12 protein-coding genes are annotated in these 18,256 nt (G+C 74.0%); 8 read left to right on the plus strand and 4 right to left on the minus strand.

Translation table 11 applies throughout. The annotated features are described in order from the left end of the window. The first annotated feature begins 52 nt into the window (after positions 1-52). The 3 genes from ACFQ46_RS16110 (at position 53) to ACFQ46_RS16120 (ending at position 4,553) form a co-directional block, all read left to right on the plus strand. Complete coding sequence (locus tag ACFQ46_RS16110) at positions 53-1,948, plus strand: phosphoenolpyruvate carboxykinase (GTP) (RefSeq protein ID WP_380260377.1); 1,896 nt, start codon at positions 53-55, stop codon at positions 1,946-1,948. Between the two features lie 95 nt (positions 1,949-2,043). Beyond that, a complete protein-coding gene (locus ACFQ46_RS16115; protein WP_380260378.1) occupies positions 2,044-2,931 on the plus strand; it encodes a phosphatase PAP2 family protein in 888 nt (295 codons plus the stop codon). Continuing rightward, positions 2,928-4,553 carry a glycoside hydrolase family 13 protein gene (locus tag ACFQ46_RS16120; RefSeq protein WP_380260379.1) on the plus strand — a complete coding sequence of 542 codons (1,626 nt, stop codon included), beginning with the start codon at positions 2,928-2,930 and terminating at the stop codon, positions 4,551-4,553. The genes ACFQ46_RS16115 and ACFQ46_RS16120 overlap by 4 nt, the downstream gene beginning before the upstream one ends. A 14-nt stretch (positions 4,554-4,567) precedes the next feature. Here the strand turns inward: ACFQ46_RS16120 and ACFQ46_RS16125 are convergent, their stop codons facing one another. After that, entirely contained in the window at positions 4,568-5,551 is a 984-nt protein-coding gene (locus ACFQ46_RS16125; protein WP_380260380.1) for a zinc-binding dehydrogenase, read from the minus strand. Positions 5,552-5,588: 37 nt separating this feature from the next. Here ACFQ46_RS16125 and ACFQ46_RS16130 point away from each other — a divergent pair, with 37 nt between their 5' ends. From ACFQ46_RS16130 to ACFQ46_RS16140, 3 genes are all read left to right on the plus strand, one after another. Continuing rightward, positions 5,589-6,446 carry an acyl-CoA thioesterase gene (locus ACFQ46_RS16130; protein WP_380260381.1) on the plus strand — a complete coding sequence of 286 codons (858 nt, stop codon included), beginning with the start codon at positions 5,589-5,591 and terminating at the stop codon, positions 6,444-6,446. Between the two features lie 48 nt (positions 6,447-6,494). Then, positions 6,495-7,655: an acyl-CoA dehydrogenase family protein gene (locus ACFQ46_RS16135; RefSeq protein WP_380260382.1), complete on the plus strand. Its 1,161-nt coding sequence runs from the start codon at positions 6,495-6,497 to the stop codon at positions 7,653-7,655. Positions 7,656-7,738: 83 nt separating this feature from the next. Then, on the plus strand, positions 7,739-9,229 hold the full coding sequence (locus ACFQ46_RS16140) for a diguanylate cyclase domain-containing protein (protein ID WP_380260383.1): 1,491 nt from the start codon (positions 7,739-7,741) through the stop codon (positions 9,227-9,229). Here the strand turns inward: ACFQ46_RS16140 and ettA are convergent. The 3 genes from ettA to ACFQ46_RS16155 are packed head-to-tail and all read right to left on the minus strand — an operon-like array spanning position 9,216 to position 14,786. Then, entirely contained in the window at positions 9,216-10,898 is a 1,683-nt protein-coding gene (gene ettA, locus ACFQ46_RS16145) for an energy-dependent translational throttle protein EttA (protein WP_328295314.1), read from the minus strand. The two genes, ACFQ46_RS16140 and ettA, sit on opposite strands and share 14 nt — an antisense overlap. A 10-nt stretch (positions 10,899-10,908) precedes the next feature. Further along, complete coding sequence (locus ACFQ46_RS16150) at positions 10,909-11,847, minus strand: aldose 1-epimerase family protein (RefSeq protein ID WP_380260384.1); 939 nt, start codon at positions 11,845-11,847, stop codon at positions 10,909-10,911. Further along, entirely contained in the window at positions 11,844-14,786 is a 2,943-nt protein-coding gene (locus ACFQ46_RS16155) for a DUF5107 domain-containing protein (protein ID WP_380260385.1), read from the minus strand. The genes ACFQ46_RS16150 and ACFQ46_RS16155 overlap by 4 nt, the downstream gene beginning before the upstream one ends. 121 nt (positions 14,787-14,907) lie before the next feature. Between ACFQ46_RS16155 and ACFQ46_RS16160 the strand changes: the two genes are divergently transcribed. Further along, positions 14,908-15,783 (plus strand): helix-turn-helix domain-containing protein, encoded by an 876-nt coding sequence (locus ACFQ46_RS16160; protein WP_380260386.1) that lies wholly within the window; start codon positions 14,908-14,910, stop codon positions 15,781-15,783. A gap of 71 nt (positions 15,784-15,854) precedes the next feature. Further along, complete coding sequence (locus tag ACFQ46_RS16165; RefSeq protein WP_380260387.1) at positions 15,855-18,194, plus strand: beta-galactosidase; 2,340 nt, start codon at positions 15,855-15,857, stop codon at positions 18,192-18,194. Positions 18,195-18,256 lie beyond the last annotated feature (62 nt).

The raw sequence follows: 18,256 nt of genomic DNA on the forward strand, positions 1-18,256 counted from the left end.
GCCGTCAGGGTCGAAACACGAACCACCACCGATTCCGAGGAGGCACGCCGACGTGACGACCGAAGTGACGCGTGAGACGGACAGCGGGACACCCACCGGGCAGCCCCGGGCGACCCTGCGGCTGGAGGGGACCCCCACGGCGAACGAGGCCGTGCTCAGCTGGGTGCGGACCGCCGCCCGGCTCACCCAGCCCGACGAGGTCGTCTGGTGCGACGGGTCGCAGGCCGAGTTCGACCGTCTCACCGCGCAGATGGTCGCCGCCGGCACCCTGGTCCCGCTGAACCCGGACCTGCGTCCGGGCAGCTTCCTCGCCCGCTCCGCCCCCTCGGACGTCGCCCGGGTCGAGAGCCGCACGTTCATCGCCTCGCACCGTCGCGAGGACGCGGGGCCGACGAACAACTGGCGCGAGCCGGAGGCGCTGCGCGAGGAACTCGCCGGGGTGTTCACGGGGTCGATGCGCGGTCGCACGATGTACGTCGTCCCGTTCTCGATGGGCCCCGTCGGCGGCCCGATCTCGCAGCTCGGGATCCAGGTGACGGACTCCCCCTACGTCGTCGTCAGCATGCGCACCATGACGCGGATGGGGTCGGCCGCCCTCGCGGCCATCACCCCGGGAACCCCGTTCGTCCCCGCGGTCCACAGCGTCGGGATGCCGTTGGTCGACGCCGTCGGACGGCACCGCGACGACGTCGCCTGGCCGTGCAACGACCTGAAGTACGTCGCGCACTTCCCCGAGACCCGGGAGATCTTCTCCTTCGGTTCCGGCTACGGCGGCAACGCCCTGCTGGGGAAGAAGTGCTTCGCGTTGCGGATCGCCTCGGTGATGGCCCGCGACGAGGGCTGGCTGGCCGAGCACATGCTCGTCCTCAAGGTGACCTCCCCGCAGCAGCGGGTGTTCCACCTGGCGGCGGCGTTCCCCTCGGCCTGCGGCAAGACGAACCTCGCGATGCTGCGCCCGACGCTCCCCGGCTGGCGGGTCGAGACCATCGGCGACGACATCGCCTGGATGCGTCCCGGTCCGGACGGTGGACTGCGCGCGATCAACCCCGAGGCGGGGTTCTTCGGGGTCGCACCGGGCACGGGCTGGTCGAGCAACCCGACGGCGATGGAGATGCTGCACGAGAACGTCATCTTCACCAACGTCGCCCTCACCGACGACGGCGACGTCTGGTGGGAGGGGATGACGGAGGAGGCCCCGGACCACCTGACCGACTGGCGGGGCCGGTCCTGGACCCCGGGGTCGGGGACCCCCGCGGCGCACCCGAACGCGCGGTTCACGGTGTCCGCGGCGCAGTGCCCCTCGATCGCCGAGGAGTTCGACGCGCCCGAGGGCGTCGCGATCGACGCGATCCTCTTCGGTGGCCGTCGCCGCTCGAACGTCCCGCTGGTCGCCCAGGCCGGCGACTGGAGCCAGGGCGTGTTCATGGGGGCCGCGATCTCGAGCGAGCGGACCGCGGCCGCGGAGGGGACCGTGGGTGAGCTGCGGCACGACCCGTTCGCGATGCTGCCCTTCGCGGGCTACAACATGGCCGACTACTTCGGGCACTGGCTCTCGATGCGGGACCGGCTCACGCGGTTGCCCGAGGTGTTCTCCGTCAACTGGTTCCGCCGCGGTGACGACGGCCGGTTCCTCTGGCCCGGGTTCGGCGAGAACTCCCGCGTGGTGGAGTGGATCTGCCGACGGCTGGAGGGCAGTGCGGACGCCCGGCACACCCCCGTGGGCCTGGTACCGACCCCGTCGGGTCTGAACGTGGCCGGACTCGACCTCCCGGCGGCCGACCTCGCGGAACTCTTCGCGCTCGACCCGGCCGCGTGGCTGGACGAGGTCGGCCGGCTCGAGCGCTGGTTCGCGCAGTTCGGCCACCGCTTCCCCGCCGAACTGCGGGGCCACCTGGACCTGCTGCGCTACCGCCTCGACCCGCCCACCGGGGGCGATCTGGCCGCCTGAGCCTCGGGCGGCCCCCCACGCCCCGTCGTGCCACAGTCGCTCCGGTGGGGCGCGCACCGGCGCCCCGTCGAGATCGACGACCGGGGTGGAGCAGGTTGACACGGCACGAAGCAGACGACGCGACCGGCCGGGCGGAACCCGGAGCGACGCGGCAGCTCGCCGAGGGCCGTGACCAGGACTTCGTGGGCCGGCGCGACCTCACCCACTGGCCCACCGCCGCGGGACGCCGCCTGGTCCGCCTCGCCCTCGCCCTCGGGCACCGCTTCGCCCCCCACCAGGTGCTCCTGCTCACCCTGGGCGTCGGCCTGCTGCTGACCGCGGTCCTGGCCGCGCTCGTCGACGGCGTCTACGACAGCGTCGTGGAGGACGACGGCGTGGCCGAGCTGGACCACCCCGCGCTGGCGCTGGCGATGCGCCACCGCACGCCCCTGCTGGACTCGCTGGTGACCGGTTTCACCCACGTGGGCGGCCCGGTGGGGGCACCCGTGCTGGCCGTCACCGCCGCGACCGTCCTCTCCCTCCTCTGGCGCCACCGCACACCCGCCGTGCTCGTGGTCACCACGATGCTCGGCTCGCTGGCCCTGACGGTGGCCGGCAAGGCGGCCGTCACCCGGGCCCGCCCACCGCACGCCGACGCCGTGCCGCCCTACGAGTTCGGCTTCTCCTTCCCCAGCGGGCACTCCCTCAACGCCGTCGCCCTCGCCGGGATCGTGGCCTACCTCCTGCTGCGTCGCCTGCACCGGAGGTGGGCGCGCAGGCTCACCGTGGTCCTCGCGATCGCCTACGCGCTCGCGATGGGACTCAGCCGCGTCTTCCTCGGTCACCACTGGCTCACCGACGTGCTCGTCGGCTGGGCCCTGGGCCTGGCCTGGGTCGGCGTGGTCGTCACCTGCCACCGCCTCTTCCTCACCCTGCGCCGCGCCCCCGGCGGGGCCGGGGCCACGGTGCACCGCTCCCCGCCCGGCGGCAGGATGGACCGGTGAGCGAACCGAACAGCGTCCCCTGGTGGCGTGACGCCGTCATCTACCAGGTCTACCCGCGCAGCTTCGCCGACGGCGACGGTGACGGCATGGGCGACCTGCCCGGCATCACCGCGCGTCTGCCGCACCTCGCCGCGCTCGGCGTCGACGCCGTCTGGCTCTCCCCCGTCTACCCCTCCCCGCAGAAGGACGCGGGGTACGACGTCGCCGACTACCGCGGCATCGAGGCGATGTTCGGGACCCTCGACGACTTCGGACGGCTGTCGGAGCGCGCCCACGAACTCGGCCTGCGCGTGGTGATGGACCTCGTCCCGAACCACACCTCCGCCGACCACGCCTGGTTCCGGGCCGCCCTGGCCGCCGGCCCGGGTTCGCCCGAGCGGGCGCGCTACCTGTTCCGCGCGGGGGACGGTGACGCCCCGCCGAACTCGTGGCGCTCGGTGTTCGGGGGTCCGGCCTGGACGCGCGTCGAGGACGGTTCCTGGTACCTGCACCTCTTCGACTCCAGCCAGCCCGACCTGGACTGGACCAACCCCGAGGTCGTCGCCGAGTTCGAGGACGTCCTGCGGTTCTGGCTGGACCGTGGGGTCGACGGGTTCCGCATCGACGTCGCCCACGGGCTGGTCAAGGCCGAGGGCCTGCCCGAGTGGGACCACGACCAGGCCCTCCTGAACGGCTCCGCCGCCACCGGCGAGCGTCCCCCGATGTGGGACCAGGAGGGCGTGCACGAGGTCTACCGCGGCTGGCGTCGCGTCCTGGACGCCTACCCGGGTGACCGGATGCTCGTCGCGGAGGCGTGGGTCACCCCGCCGGAGCGTCTCGCGCGCTACCTGCGCAGCGACGAGATGCACCAGGCCTTCAACTTCGACTACCTCCGGGCCCCGTGGCGCGCGACGGAACTCCGTGCCGTCATCACCTCGACGCTGGCCGCCCACGAGACCGTCGGCGCCCCGGCGACCTGGGTCCTCTCCAACCACGACGTGGTCCGGCACGCCAGCCGCCTCGGCTACCCCGCCGGGCAGGAACCCACCAGCGGTGTCGGTCCCGACGACCCGCAACCGGACGCCGAGCTCGGTCTGCGCCGGGCCCGCGCGGCGACGACGTTCATGCTCGCCCTGCCGGGCGGCGCCTACGTCTACCAGGGTGAGGAACTCGGTCTGCCGGAGGTGACGACGTTGCCGGCCGAGGTCCGTCAGGACCCCTCGTTCGCCCGGACGAACGGCGAGGACACCGGCCGCGACGGGTGCCGGGTCCCGATCCCCTGGGAGGGCGGGGAACCGTCCTACGGTTTCGGCCCGGGCCCGGCCAGCTGGCTGCCGCAGCCGGAACTCTGGGGCCGGTTGTCCGTCGCCGCCCAGACGGGTGTCACCGGGTCGACGCTGGAGCTCTACCGCACGCTGATCGCCCTGCGCCGGGAACTCCACCTCGGGCGCGGCACCCTGCGCTGGGACGAGATCGACGGCGGCGACGTGCTCGCCTACACCAGCGCCGACGTCCTCGTCGTGGCGAACCTCGGCCCGGACCCCGTCGCCGTGCCCGCCGGGGCCACCCTGCTGGTGGCCAGCGGCGACCTCGACGCCGGCCGCGTCCCCACCGACACCGCCGCCTGGTTCCGCCTCCCCTGACGGGAGTCGTCAGGTCAGGGTCGGACCAGGACCTTCCCCACGGCCTCGCCGGAGTCCAGGCGCGCGAACGCGTCCCGGGCGTCGGCGAGGGCGTGGACGGAGTCGATCTCGGGTTCCAGACCGGCGGTGACGCAGAACTGCAGCAGGCGCTCGAACTCGTCACGGGTGCCCATCGTGGAACCCAGGACCCGCAGCTGCTTGAAGAACACGTTCTCCAGCATCGCCGGGGCGTCACCGCCGGTGGTGGCGCCGGACACGACGACGCAGCCACCGGGCTTCAGCGCCTGGACGGAGTGCTTCCAGGTCGCCCTGCCGACCGTCTCGAACACCGCGTCGACCCGGCCGGGCAACCGCTCCCCGCTCGCGAACGTCGCCGCCGCCCCCCAGGAACGGGCCTTCTCGAGCCGTTCCGGGGTGCGCCCGGTCACCCAGACCCGGAGTCCCGCAGCGGATCCCAGGGTGATGAGCGCGTTGGAGACCCCGCCGGCGGCCCCCTGGACCAGCACCGTCTGGCCGGGGACGGCCCGCGCCTGGGTGAACAGCATCCGGTAGGCCGTGAGCCACGCCACCCCCAGCGACGCGGCCCGTTCGACGCTCCACCCGGCGGGTTGCGGCAGCACGTTGCGGCGCGGGACCCAGACGTGCTCGGCGAGGGTGCCGGGGTGGAGTTCGGAGAGCAGCGTCCGCCGCGGGTCGAGGGTCTCGTCACCCCTGTACGTCGCGTGGTCCTCGTCGGAGACGACCGCGTGCACGATGACCTCGGAACCGTCGTCGAGCGTCCCCGCGGCGTCGCAGCCCAGGACCATCGGCAGTCGCTCGGGCGGCAACCCGACCCCGCGCAGGCTCCACAGGTCGTGCCGGTTGAGGGCGGCCGCCGCCACGGTGACGCGTACCCAGCCCGGTGGGGCCTCGGCGGCCGGGGCGTCGGCCACCTCCAGCGCGGACAACGGGTCGTCTGACCCCGGTTCGAGGGCGCGGACGGCGCGGGCGGCGAGCACGCGCCGACGCTACCCCCGCTCCCGGTAGCGTGCCCGGGTGACCACCAGTCCCCTGCTGCCCGTGCTCGACGTCCAGCCGGCCGACGACGCACTGGACGTGTTCACCGGCCCGAACCTCCCGCACTGGCGCGCCCGGTTGTTCGGCGGGCAGGTGCTGGGGCAGGTGGCCGTCGCGGCCGGCCGCACCGTCGGTGCGGACCGGCGGCTGCACTCGCTGCACGCCTACTTCCTGCGTCCCGGCGACCCGGACGTCGCGGTCGCGTTCTCGGTGGAGCGCCTGCGCGACGGGCGGTCCTTCTCGGCCCGCCGGGTCCAGGCCACCCAGAACGGGGTGCCGATCCTCTCCGGGATCACCTCCTTCCAGACCGCCTCGGAGGGGCTGGAGCACTTCGAACCCGCCCCCGACGTCCCCGAGCCCGAGGACCTGCGCAGCGACTACGAGATCCTGGACGCGGTCGACGACCCGCGCGCCCGCCAGATCGGCCGCGGCCGCCACGTCGAGATCCGCCACGTCGAACCGGCGCTGTACGGGAGCGCCGACCCGCAGCGCCGGGCGCACCAGTCGGTGTGGTTCCGCCTCGACGCGCCCCTGCCGGGCGAGGACCTGCTGCACCGGGGCGCGCTGGCCTACGCCAGCGACCTCAGCGTGCTGGAACCGGTGCTGCGCCGGCACGGGCTGGCCTGGTCGAGCCCGGGGACGAGCGTGGCGAGCCTCGACCACGCGATGTGGTGGCACCGCCCCGCCCGCGCCGACGAGTGGCTCCTGTACGCGGTCGAGAGCCCGAACGCCTCCGGCGCGCGGGGTCTCTCGACGGGTCGGATGTACGACCGCGAGCGCCGGCTGGTCGCGACGGTCGCCCAGGAGGGCATGGTGCGGGTCCCGTCCGCGGGCTGACGTCGGGCGCTCGGGCCGGGGCCGGTGGCGGTGTGGCACCGTGTCGGCGTGCTGAGCGAGGAGACCTTCGAGGAACTGCTGACCCGCGTCCGCGCGGGGGCGGCCCAGCGCGAACGTGACCGCGAACTGCCCCGCGAACTCGTCCGCGAGCTCGCGGCGGCGGGGTTCCCGAACGCGCACGTCCCCGCGTCGGTCGGCGGCGAGGGGGCCTCGTTGGAGGTCCTCTTCGACCGGTTGATCCGGTTGGCCCGGGCCGACTGCAACGTCGCCCACGTCTTCCGCGGCCATCTCGCGTTCGTCGAGAAGCAGTACTTCGAGGCCGACCCGGGGGCGCGCGAGGGCTGGTGGAAGCGGGTGCTGGACGGTGACCTCGTCGGCAACGCCGTCTCGGAGGCCTCGACGACCTCGGACCTGTCCACCGTCCTGGAACGCACGCCGGAGGGTCTGCGGCTGCGGGGCCGGAAGTTCTACACGACGGGGTCGATCTACGCGGACTGGATCGACACCTCCGCCGCCTTCGAGGGCGACAGCGTCCAGGTCTTCGTCCCGACCGGCGCGAGCGGGGTCGAGGTCGTCGACGACTGGAAGGGTTTCGGGCAGCGCCTCACCGGCAGCGGCACGACGACGTTCACCGACGTCGTGATCGACCCCGGGCACGTGCGGCGGATCGACCCCGACGACGACGCGCAGACGTACATGCTCGGGTTCTTCCAGCTGGTGCTGCTGGCGGTGGTCGCGGGGATCGGCTTCGCCGCCCTGGACGACACCGTCGACTACGTCCGGGGCCGGCGGCGGATCTTCGGCTACGCCGGGGAGGCGCTGCCCCGTGAGCACCACCTGGTGCAGGCCGAGGTCGGTGCGCTCTCCAGCGCGGCGTCGGCGGCCCGGGCGATCGTCCTCGGCGCGGCCCGCACCCTGGACGCCGCGTTGAGCAGGCACCTCGCCGACGGGGACCACGACGTCCTGCTGCAGGCCCAGCTGGAGGTCTACCGCGCCCAGCAGGTCGTCCTGCCGCTGGTCGTCGACGCGACGGCGAACCTGTTCGAGGTGGGTGGTGCCTCCGCCGTCGACGTGGACCTCGGGCTGGACCGGCACTGGCGCAACGCCCGCACGATCGCGACCCACAACCCCGCGATCCACCGCCGCCGCGCCATCGGCGACCACGACCTCAACGGGACGGCGACGCGGCGGTACCTGCCGGCGGGCTGACGCGCGCGTCCGGGGGCCCGCAGGAGAGGGCCGAACGGGTGGCCCCACCTCAGCGGCACCGGCCGCGGCGCCGATCCACCACCGTGACCCCCCGCCGTCCCGACACGTTGTTCCGGGTGCACCTGATCGTCGCCACCCTGCTCTCCGTCCTGTGCGTGCTGCTGCCCGCCGGGATCGGCCACGACGCCCTGTACACGGTCGTCAGCTTCGGGTGCGTGGCGGTGATGGCCGCGGGGGTGCGGCGCCACGCCCCGCGGGCCGCCGGCGGCTGGTGGCTGGTCACGGCCGGCATCGGGGTGTGGGCCTGCGCCGACCTGCTGTGGGCCGCCTACACCTGGGTCCTGCACGTCTCGCCGTTCCCCTCGCCCGCCGACGTCCTGTACCTCACCAGCTACGTCCTCATCGCCGCCGGGTTCTGGCGCTTCGTGCGGGCCCGCGGCGGCGGCCGCGACCGCGAGGGCCTCATCGACTCGGCGATCTTCACCGTCGGCTTCGTCCTGGTCAGCTGGGTCCTGCTGATGCGTCCGGGGCTGGCGGCCGCGGAGGGGTCCCGCGTCGCCCAGGTGCTGGCCGCGGCCTACCCGCTGGGTGACGTGCTGCTGCTGGCCCTGCTGGTGCGTCTGCTCACGACGGGGGGCGCGCGCACGGTCGCGTTCCGCTGGCTGGTCGGCGCCAACGCGCTGCTGCTGGTGGCCGACTGCGCCTACCAGTACACGACGATGACCGGCGCGGACGCCCACGGGCTGATCACCCTGCCCTGGCTGCTGGGCTACGTCGCCTTCTCCGCGGCCGCCCTGCACCCCTCGATGCGCCGCCTCACCGACGTCGTGGACGGGGAGGGGGACACCCGCTTCACCCGCGGTCGCCTCACCGCCCTGACCCTGGCCAGCCTCGTCTCCCCGGGGATGCTGATGCTCCAGCTCGCGCTGGGCCTGGAGCTGGAGGCGTGGGCGGTGGCGCTGTCCTCGGTGGTGCTGTTCCTGCTCGTCGTGCTGCGCATGTCGGGGCTGCTGCGCCACCTGGAGGGGCAGACCGCCCGCCTCGCCGCCCTGGCCCGCACCGACGCCCTGACCGGGCTGCCGAACCGTCGCACCAGCGACGCGGAGCTGGAGCGCCTGCAGACCCGCGCCCGCGGGGAGGGTTCGACGCTGCACGTGGCGATCCTCGACCTGGACCGCTTCAAGTCCTTCAACGACACCTTCGGCCACCAGGCCGGCGACAGCCTGCTCGTCGCGGCCGCGGCCGGGTGGCGGACCGGTCTGGAGACCGCGCACGCCGCCGTCGGCCCCGGCCGGGCGGCGATGCTGGGCCGCTGGGGCGGGGAGGAGTTCGTGCTGCTGCTGCTGGGTCACGACCCCGACGCGGCGCTCGCCCTCGTCGACGGCCTGCGCGGGCTCACCCCGGCGGGGCAGACGTTCTCGGCCGGGGTGGCGCGCTGGGACGGGCTGGAGAGCCCGGCGGAGCTGTTCGCCCGCGCCGACACCGCGCTCTACGCGGCCAAGGAGGGTGGGCGGGACCGGGTCGTCGCCGCCGCACCCCCCTCGCCGGTGGAGGTTCCCGTCAGTCGCGGGTGAGCTTGCGGTACGTCACGCGGTGCGGGCGCGCGGCGTCCGGCCCGAGGCGGGAGACCTTGTTCTCCTCGTAGCCGGCGAAGTTCCCCTCGAACCAGTACCAGTTCCCCGGGTTCTCCTCGGTGCCCTCGTAGGCCAGGATGTGGGTCGTCACCCGGTCGAGGAACCAGCGGTCGTGGCTCACGACGACGGCGCACCCGGGGAACTCCAGCAGGGCGTTCTCGAGCGACCCCAGGGTCTCGACGTCGAGGTCGTTGGTGGGTTCGTCGAGGAGCAGGACGTTGCCGCCCTCCTTGAGCGTCAGCGCCAGGTTGAGGCGGTTGCGCTCCCCGCCGGAGAGGACGCCGGCCGGCTTCTGCTGGTCCGGGCCCTTGAAGCCGAACGCCGAGACGTAGGCCCGCGAGGGCATCTCCTGGTTGCCGACCTGGATGTAGTCCAGGCCGTCGGAAACGGTCTCCCACAGCGACTTCGACGCGTCCAGGCCACCGCGGGACTGGTCGACGTAGGACAGCTTGACCGTCTCGCCGATCTTGAGGTCGCCGGAGTCGAGGTCCTCGAGGCCGACGATGGTCTTGAACAACGTCGTCTTCCCGACGCCGTTGGGCCCGATGACGCCGACGATGCCGTTGCGCGGCAACGAGAAGGACAGACCCTCGATGAGGGTGCGGTCACCGAAGGACTTCTTGAGGTCCTTCGCCTCGATGACGACCTGACCCAGCCGGGGACCGGCGGGGATCTGGATCTCCTCGAAGTCGAGCTTGCGCGTGCGCTCGGCCTCGGCGGCCATCTCCTCGTAGCGGTTCAGGCGCGCCTTGGACTTGGTCTGGCGGCCCTTGGCGTTGGAGCGGACCCACTCGAGCTCGTCCTTGAGGCGCTTGGCCAGCTTGAGGTCCTTCTTGCCCTGGACCTCCATGCGGGACTGCTTCTTCTCCAGGTAGGTGGAGTAGTTGCCCTCGTAGGGGTAGGCGCGGCCGCGGTCGAGCTCGAGGATCCACTGCGCGACGTTGTCCAGGAAGTAGCGGTCGTGGGTCACGGCCAGCACGGCACCGGGGTACTTCGCGAGGTGCTGCTCCAGCCAGGTCACCGACTCGGCGTCGAGGTGGTTGGTCGGTTCGTCGAGCAGCAGCAGGTCGGGCTGCTCGAGCAGCAGCTTGCACAGGGCGACGCGACGCTTCTCCCCCCCGGAGAGGACCGAGACGTCGGAGTCGCCGGGCGGGCAGCGCAGCGCGTCCATGGCCTGCTCGAGCTGGGAGTCCATGTCCCACGCGTTGGCGTGGTCGAGCTCCTCCTGCAGCTGGCCCATCTCCGACATGAGGGCGTCGAAGTCGGCGTCGGGGTCCTCGAAGAGACCGGTGATCTCGTTGTAGCGGTCCATCTTGACCTTGAGCTCGCCGAGACCGTCCTGGACGTTCTGCAGCACGGTCTTGGTCTCGTCGAGGGCCGGCTCCTGCATGAGGATGCCGACGCTGTAGCCCGGCGAGAGGCGGGCCTCGCCGTTGGAGGGCTGGTCGAGCCCCGCCATGATCTTCAGCACGCTCGACTTGCCCGCACCGTTGGGGCCGACGACCCCGATCTTCGCGCCGGGGAAGAACGACATCGAGACGTCGTCGAGGATGACCTTGTCCCCGTGCGCCTTGCGAGCCTTGGACATCACGTAGATGAATTCCGCCACGGGCCCCAGGCTAGTCGCTCGCCACGTCCCCGCCGCCACCCACGGCCCGGATCGTCCAGCCCGCCGTGGTCGAGGCCCCCGGGGCCAGGCCGATGAGGTCGCGGCCGGAACGGAACGCGTCCGGCGGGCAGGTCAGGGGTTCGACGGCGAGCGCGGCGCGGTGGGCTGCTCCCGTGGAGAGGTCGGCGGAGTAGACGTGGACCCAGGGGCAGCGGTGATCGAGGACGAGCTCGGCGCCCCGGCCCCCGGCGTCGGTGACCCGGACCCGCACGCGGCCGTCGGGCCCCGCCCGCAGCCCCGTGAAGGACCGGTCGAGGACGACGTCACCCACGGGCCGCCGCGCTCGGAAGTCGAGCGCGCCGGCGACGGCGATGTCCCCCACCGGCAGCCGGCGCTCGTCGGTCGTGAGCACACGCTCGGCGGGGACCTCGAGGAACCAGGCGTCCAGCGCCCGCTCCCCCGGCGGCCCCGCCAGCAGGTACGGGTGTCCGCCCACCCCGAAGGGCGCGGGAGAGCCGCTGCGGTTGACGGCCGTGACCTCCTGGCGCAGCCCGGACTCCCCGAGGGTGAGGTCGACCGACAGGTCGATGCGCCAGGGGTAGCCCGGCCGGGGCTCGATCGTCGTGGTGAGCCGCACGTGGTCCGGCGCGGTCCGGGCGCCCTCGAAGTCCGACCACGCGACGAGGCCGTGCGTGGCGTTGCCCAGGTCGACCTCGTTCACGTCGAGCTGGTGCGTCGCACCCCCGAAGACGTAGCGACCGTCGCCGACCCGGTTGGGCCAGGGCGCCAGCAGCGCGCCCGACATCGCCGGCCGCACCTGGGCCGCCTCGAAGGGCAGGACGAGGTCGCGACCCCGGGACGTCAGCCGGCGCAGCGTCGCCCCGACGCTCACCACGTGGGCCTCGTACCCGGCGGCCACCAGGTGGAACGCCCGTCCCGGGACGCTCACCACCCGTCCCCGTCCTCCCGCGCGAAGAGCAGGAGGTCCGGGAGGCTGGTGGCGAAGTAGTCGGTGGCGCCGTCGGCGCCCACGGCCGCCGGGGCCGGGTGGAGGGGGCGGGCCTCGCCGAGCGAGGTCGGGGGGTCCCCGGGGTCCACGCCGAGCGCGGCGGCGGTCGCGTCCCAGGCGGCGACGACCCGGCCCTCGCCGCCCTCCCAGGGGTGGAACGGGCGGGTGGAGAGGATCTCGCGGGCCCGCGCCGCGAACCCCTGGTCGAGCAGCAGGGCGACGTAGTCCACCGTCAGGTCGTCGCGGGTCAGGACGAGGTCCTCGACCGGTCGCAGGCGCGCGAAGCGCTGCGCGGGGTCGTGGCCGAGCCGGACGGCCAGCTGGTCCTGCTCGTAGCGCAGCCGCGCGTCCGCACCGGAGACCTCGACCGCCGCTGCGTAGCGCGCCCAGGCGCGCTCGTCGTCGTGGGAGACGTTGTGGGCGGCGAGGCCCGCGTTGCGCAGCAGGACGGGGTGACGCATCCCCCGGGCGACGCACGTCTCCCAGAGTTCCGTCGCCTCGACCCGACGACCGTGGGCGTAGAGCAGGTTCCCCAGCAGGAACCCCGCGGTGGTGTCCGCGGGATCGGCGTCGAGGGCGGCGAGCAGGACGTCGTGCGCGTCGAGGCCGGCGGGGAAGGCCAGGGTCGGGTCGCTGCGCCGGGCCCGCTCGCGGGCCGCCGCCGCCTGCACCGGGGAGCCGAGTTCCTCGTGGACGACCGCGGCCGTGTACTCCGCGACGGGCCGGAAGTTCCCGGCGGCACCGGCGGGGACCGCGGCGACGCGCTCGAGCAACCGCAGGGCCTGCCCGCGCTCGCCGGCCGCGCGCAGGTCGAGCGCGACGTCCAGGAGCAGACCCGCGTCGTCGGCGAGCTCGCGCTGGTCCAGGAAGCGCAGCGTCGCGTCCAGCGGGTCCACCGCGAGCGCGGCCCGCAGCACCTCGGCCGCACCCCGGTGGTTCCCGCTCCGACGCCAGAGCAGCACCCGCACCGCGATCCGCCGGGTGTCGTGACCGACCACGCCGTCCAGGGTGTCCAGGACGCGCAGCGCGGCGCGGTCACGACCCCGGCGCGCCAGCGACCGGGCGAGTTCCAGACCCGCCGCCGCGGCCCAGGTGCCGTCCCAGCCGGCCTTCCCGAACGCCCGTTCGGCGTCCTCGACCCGGCCGAGCCGGGCCAGCACCAGACCGTGCAGGTAGTACGCCTCGGCGTCGAGGGGGTTGGCGTTGCGGCGGGTGAGGCGGCGCAACGCCGTCTCCACCCCCCGCCGCGCCGTCTCGTAGGACCCGGCGCGGTAGGCCCGGTCGGCCAGGGCGAGGTTCGTCCGGACGTCGCCGGGATCGCGACGCAACGCCTCGCGCCAGTACGGCACCGGCGACCGCGTCGGGTGGCGGTACTGGCTGAGGTGCAGGCCGGTGAGGAACAACTCCTCCACCGACCCCGTCGCCTCGGGAGCGGGAGGTTCCTCCGCGACCTCGGGTTCGCCGGCGTCCGCCTCGACCTCGCCCCCCTGGACCGGAGCCCAGCGCACGAGGACGCGACCGGCCGCGTCGAGGAGTTCCACCCCGAGCCCCCCGCCGGACCCTGCCCAGGTCAGCTCCGCGGGAACCCCCGGCACCAGGTCCGCCGTCCGCGCGGCGACGACCTCGCCGTCCCGCAGGATCCGGAGTTCGGCGGCGGGCCGGGGCGAGGTGACCGCGCAGCGCGCCACCACCGCGGAACCCCGCTCGACGTGCACCGCGGCGTCGGGCGTGGCCTGGTGCACGACGCCGACGGCCGGGACGGGGTACCAGTGCTGCACGAACGTCTTCGTCTCCCCCGGCAGCAACCAGCTGAAGTCGGGTTGGTTGTCGGTGTAGACCCCGGCCATGAGTTCCACGTAGGGACCGCCGTCGTCGCTCAGCTGCGCGTCCCAGGCGTGCCCGAACGGTGCGTCGCCCCAGGTCCACTGCTTCTTCCCGGGGGAGATCCGCCGCTCGGCCCAGTGCACGAAACCCGCCCCGGCGGCGTGGTCGTACCCGCCGAAGAAGTCGCCCTGGGAGTCGATGACCATGTACGAGGTGGGGACGGGGATGTTGCGGTAGAAGTCGATCCGGTCGGCGCCGGGTTCCTCGCGGGCCCGCTGCGGGTAGTCGACCCCGTAGTAGGGGCGATCGGCCCGCGGGAACGCGGTGACCGCCCGCCGGGCGTGGTCGGCGACGTGGCGGACGTCTTCGGGGAAGAACGACTGGAACTCCTCGTGCACGCGGGCCGCGACGTTGGCCCACCACAGGAACGACTGCCGTTCGCTGGTCCGGTTGTGCAACCGCACCGCGAGTTCCACGACGGAGCTGTCCCGGCGCAACCGCACCCCGTGCTGGGCGGCCATGCGGTGGAACGGGTCGTGGTCACCGCACCAGACGGTGACGGTCCCGTCCTCGTCGTGCTCGATCGTCGTCTCGACCGGGAGGTAGGTGCCGGGCCGGTGGTGCTGCGGCCAGTTGAACTCGACCCCGCCGCTGATCCACGGCCCACCGAGCCCGACGAGCGCGGGTTTGACCACGTCGTTGCGGTAGAAGAAGTCGTACCCGGTGACCTTGTCGTGGCCGACGTGGATCCGGCCGCCGAGTTCGGGCAGCACCACCAGCCGCACGTAGCGGTTCTCCAGGTGGACCGCCTGCCACTCCCGGTCCACGCCCTCGTCGGCGACGTGCTCCACGAACGGCAGCGGGTACACCGTGCCGCTGGAGCCCTGGTAGACGCGGCGGTCGAGGTACATCGGGAACGGGCTGGGTCCACCCGCCTCGTAGGTCCGGATGGTCAGGGGCGCGTTCCACGCCACGGCCGAGCCCGCCGCCAGTTCCGGCTGCAGCTCGTCGGGGACCTCGGGCAGGGTGATGGCCGGGACTGCTCTCTGCTCCACGGTCGAGCACGCTAGGCCGGGCCACGACGCCGGCGCCATGGCCCGATCGACGGTGGGCATGGACGAACCACCGGACGGCGGCTCGCTTGACCCCGGCCGGGGAACCGCGTTGCATGGCCGGATGGACGAAGTGGTTCCGGTGCGCGACGGTTTCGCCGGGCAGCGGATGTTCGTCCTCCCCCGGCCCGTCGTGCGGGAGGCGACGACCCGCCCCGTGACGGACCGGCTGCTGGTCACCGACGCCGGGTTCTTCCCCCGCGCCGCCGACCACGGCCGCAGCCGCCCGCAGGGTGCCCGTCAGCACGTCGTGCTCTTCTGCACCGACGGTGCGGGCTGGTGCCGCACCCCGCAGGGTTCCCACCCCGTGCACCGCGGCGACGCCGTCCTGCTGCGCGCCGGGGTCGCCCACGAGTACGGGGCCGACCGCGAGGACCCGTGGACGTTGTGGTGGATGCACGTCACGGGCCCCGACGCCGACGACCTGCTGACCGCGGCGGCCTCCGCGGCGGGCGGTCCGGTCTCGCACCTGCGCGACCCCGGTGCGCTGACGAGCCTGGTGTCGGGAGTGCTGGACGCCCTCGACACCGGGACGGCCGGGGGGCTCGTCCAGGCCTCGGGGGCCGCGTTCCACGCGCTCACGCAGGTGATCGCCACCGGGCGCCGGCCCCGCGGCCCCGCGCTGAGCCCGGTGGAACGGGCCGTCGAGCACCTGCGGGCGACCACGCCGCGCCGGACCCCCGTCGACGCCCTCGCGGCGATGGTCGGGCTCAGTCCCTCGCAGCTGGGAACCCTGTTCCGCCAGCACGTCGGGACCTCCCCGCTGCGCTACCAGAGCGACCTGCGGATGGCGCGCGCCCGCGAACTGCTCGACGGCACGTCGCTGAGCGTGGCGGAGGTCGCGACCGCCTGCGGCTACGACGACGGGTTGTACTTCTCCCGCCAGTTCAGCCGGACCCACGGCCAGTCGCCGACGGCGTTCCGCGCCCGGACCGCGTGAGCGTTTCGTCCATCCCCGGCGCGGGATCACCCATGGTTCCCCACCGGGGCGCGCACCTAGCCTGAGCCGTCATGGACGCCGACGTCGCGCACCCCACCCGCACCCTGCGCGCCGGGAGGCCCGCGGACGTCCGCCGGGAGCACCTCCCGCTGGGGGAACCCGCCGGCACCCCGGACCGCATCGAGGTCACCAGCGGCCGGCTCGAACGGGGCGGCAGGCCGTGGTTCCCCGTGACGGGCGAGGTCCACTTCTCCCGCGTGCCGCGGGAACGCTGGTCCGAGGTCCTGGGCCACGCCCGGGCCGGCGGGCTGACCTCGGTGGCCACCTACGTGTTCTGGAACGCCCACGAACCCGCCCCCGGGGACTTCCGCTGGGACGGCGACCTCGACCTGCGCGCCTTCGTGGTGACCGCGGCCGGGAACGGCCTGGACGTCGTGCTGCGGCTGGGCCCGTGGGCCCACGGCGAGTCCCGGCACGGCGGGTTCCCGGACTGGCTGGTGGCCCGTGACCTGGCGACCCGGACGAACGACCCGGCCTACCTCGAGCTCGCCCGCCGCTTCTACGCCGAGACCACCGCCCAGGTCGCCGACCTGACCCACGCGTCCGGGGGCCCGGTCGTGGCCGTCCAGATCGACAACGAGCTCTACGACCAGCCGGAGCACCTGGCCCGGTTGCGCGAGACCGCCGAGGAGCTCGGGCTCCGGGTGCCGGTCTGGACCGCGACCGGCTGGGGCGGGGCGCAGGTCCCGGACACGCTGCTCCCGGTCTACGGCGCCTACGCCGACGGGTTCTGGGAGGAGGCCGGCACCGACTGGCCGGCCTACGGCCGCCTGCACTTCCGCTACACCGAGGACCGCGACGACCTCAGCGTCGGGGCCGACGTGCGGGCCGCCCTGGACGGGGTCACCTCCGCGGCGGTGGCGCGCACGGACGACACCGCGTTCCCCTTCGCCACCTGCGAACTCGGCGGCGGCATGCACGTCGCGTACCACCGGCGACCGCTCGTCACCCCCGAGGACGTCGCCGCACTGGCCCTGGCGAAGATCGGCAGCGGCTCGGTCTGGCAGGGGTACTACGTCTACGCCGGGGGCACCCAGCGGACCGGGGTGGAGGGGACCCAGCAGGAGTCCCACGCCACCGGGTACCCCAACGACGTCCCCACCCGCAGCTACGACTTCGCCGCCCCGATCGGTGAGCACGGGCAGGTCCGCCGGCACCACCACCTGCTGCGCCGCCAGCACCTGTGGCTCGCCGAGGACGGTCCGGCCCTGGCCACGATGCCCACCGTCGTCGGCGGCGGCAGCGACGACCCCGCGGAACTGCGCTGGGCGGTGCGTTCCGACGGCCGGCGCGGGTACGTGTTCGTCACCACCTACCAACCGGCGCGCCGACCCCTCGCGGCGCAGCCCGGGGTCCGGTTCACCGTGGAGTTCGACGACGGCGCGGTGACCCTGCCCAGCCGCCCGGTCGACCTGCCCGCCGGGGTGTCGGTGGCGTGGCCGGTCCGCTACCCCCTCACCGACGGGCTCGTCCTGCGCAGCGCCACCGCGCAGGTCCTCACCCGGACCACCGTGGCCGAGCAGGAGTTCGTGGTCCTCGTCGCCACCGACGGGGTTCCCGTCGAACTCGTCCTCGAGGGGCGGCCGGCGGTGTCCGGGACCGCCCGCGCGCAGTTGCGGGATGGCGCGACCGTCGTCGCGCTCACCCGGGAGCCCGGTCCCTCGTGCGTCGTCGAACTCCCCGGGGTGCGGGTGGTGGTGCTCGACGAGGCCACCGCGAACCGCCTCTACGCCCTCGACCTGGACGGCGCGCGGCGCCTCGTCCTCAGCGACGCCCCGCTCTACGCGGGCGAGGGTGGGCTCGTCCTGCACACCGACCGGGACGCGATCACGCTCTCGGTCCTGACGGGCCGGGCGGAGGACCCGTGGTCCACGCGGACGGTGGCGGTGGCCGGCAGCGGCACGGTGACCCTGCTGCGCGACCTGCACCCGATCGCCCCGGCCCCGCCCGCGCCCCGTCGCGGCGGGCCGGCGGACCGGCTCAGCGCCCCCACCGACTTCTCCGGCGCGGCCCGGGTCCACGTGGACGTCCCGCCGGAACTCCTCACCGGGACCGACCGGGTGCTGCTGCGCGTGGACTGGACCGGTGACGTCGGCCGGGCCGTGGTCGACGGGGTCGTGGTCAGCGACCACTTCTGGCACGGCCGGGTGTGGGAACTCGACCTGACCCCGTGGCGGGACGCGGTGAGCCGCGACGGCCTCGACCTGAAACTCCTGCCGTGGCGCGTGGCGACGGGGGTGTTCGTGGACCCGTCCGTGCGCGACGTGCCGGACGGTGTCCACGTCCGTTCCGTCGAGGTCGTGCGGATCGCGCGGGTGGTCGTGGCCACCGGGGTTTCGTCCATGGTCTGAGTCGGATCACCCATGGTTGCGGGAACTCCGCGCGACGTAGCGTCACGGCGTGGGCGGACGAC

The organism is Kineococcus sp. GCM10028916, assembly GCF_042674865.1.
GTDB lineage: Bacteria > Actinomycetota > Actinomycetes > Actinomycetales > Kineococcaceae > Kineococcus.

Bases quoted from the DNA above. Each gene is read 5' to 3' on its own strand.
- ACFQ46_RS16165 (WP_380260387.1), top strand. From the start codon at position 15,855: ATGGACGCCGACGTCGCGCACCCCACCCGCACCCTGCGCGCCGGGAGG.
- ACFQ46_RS16160 (WP_380260386.1), top strand. From the start codon at position 14,908: ATGGACGAAGTGGTTCCGGTGCGCGACGGTTTCGCCGGGCAGCGGATG.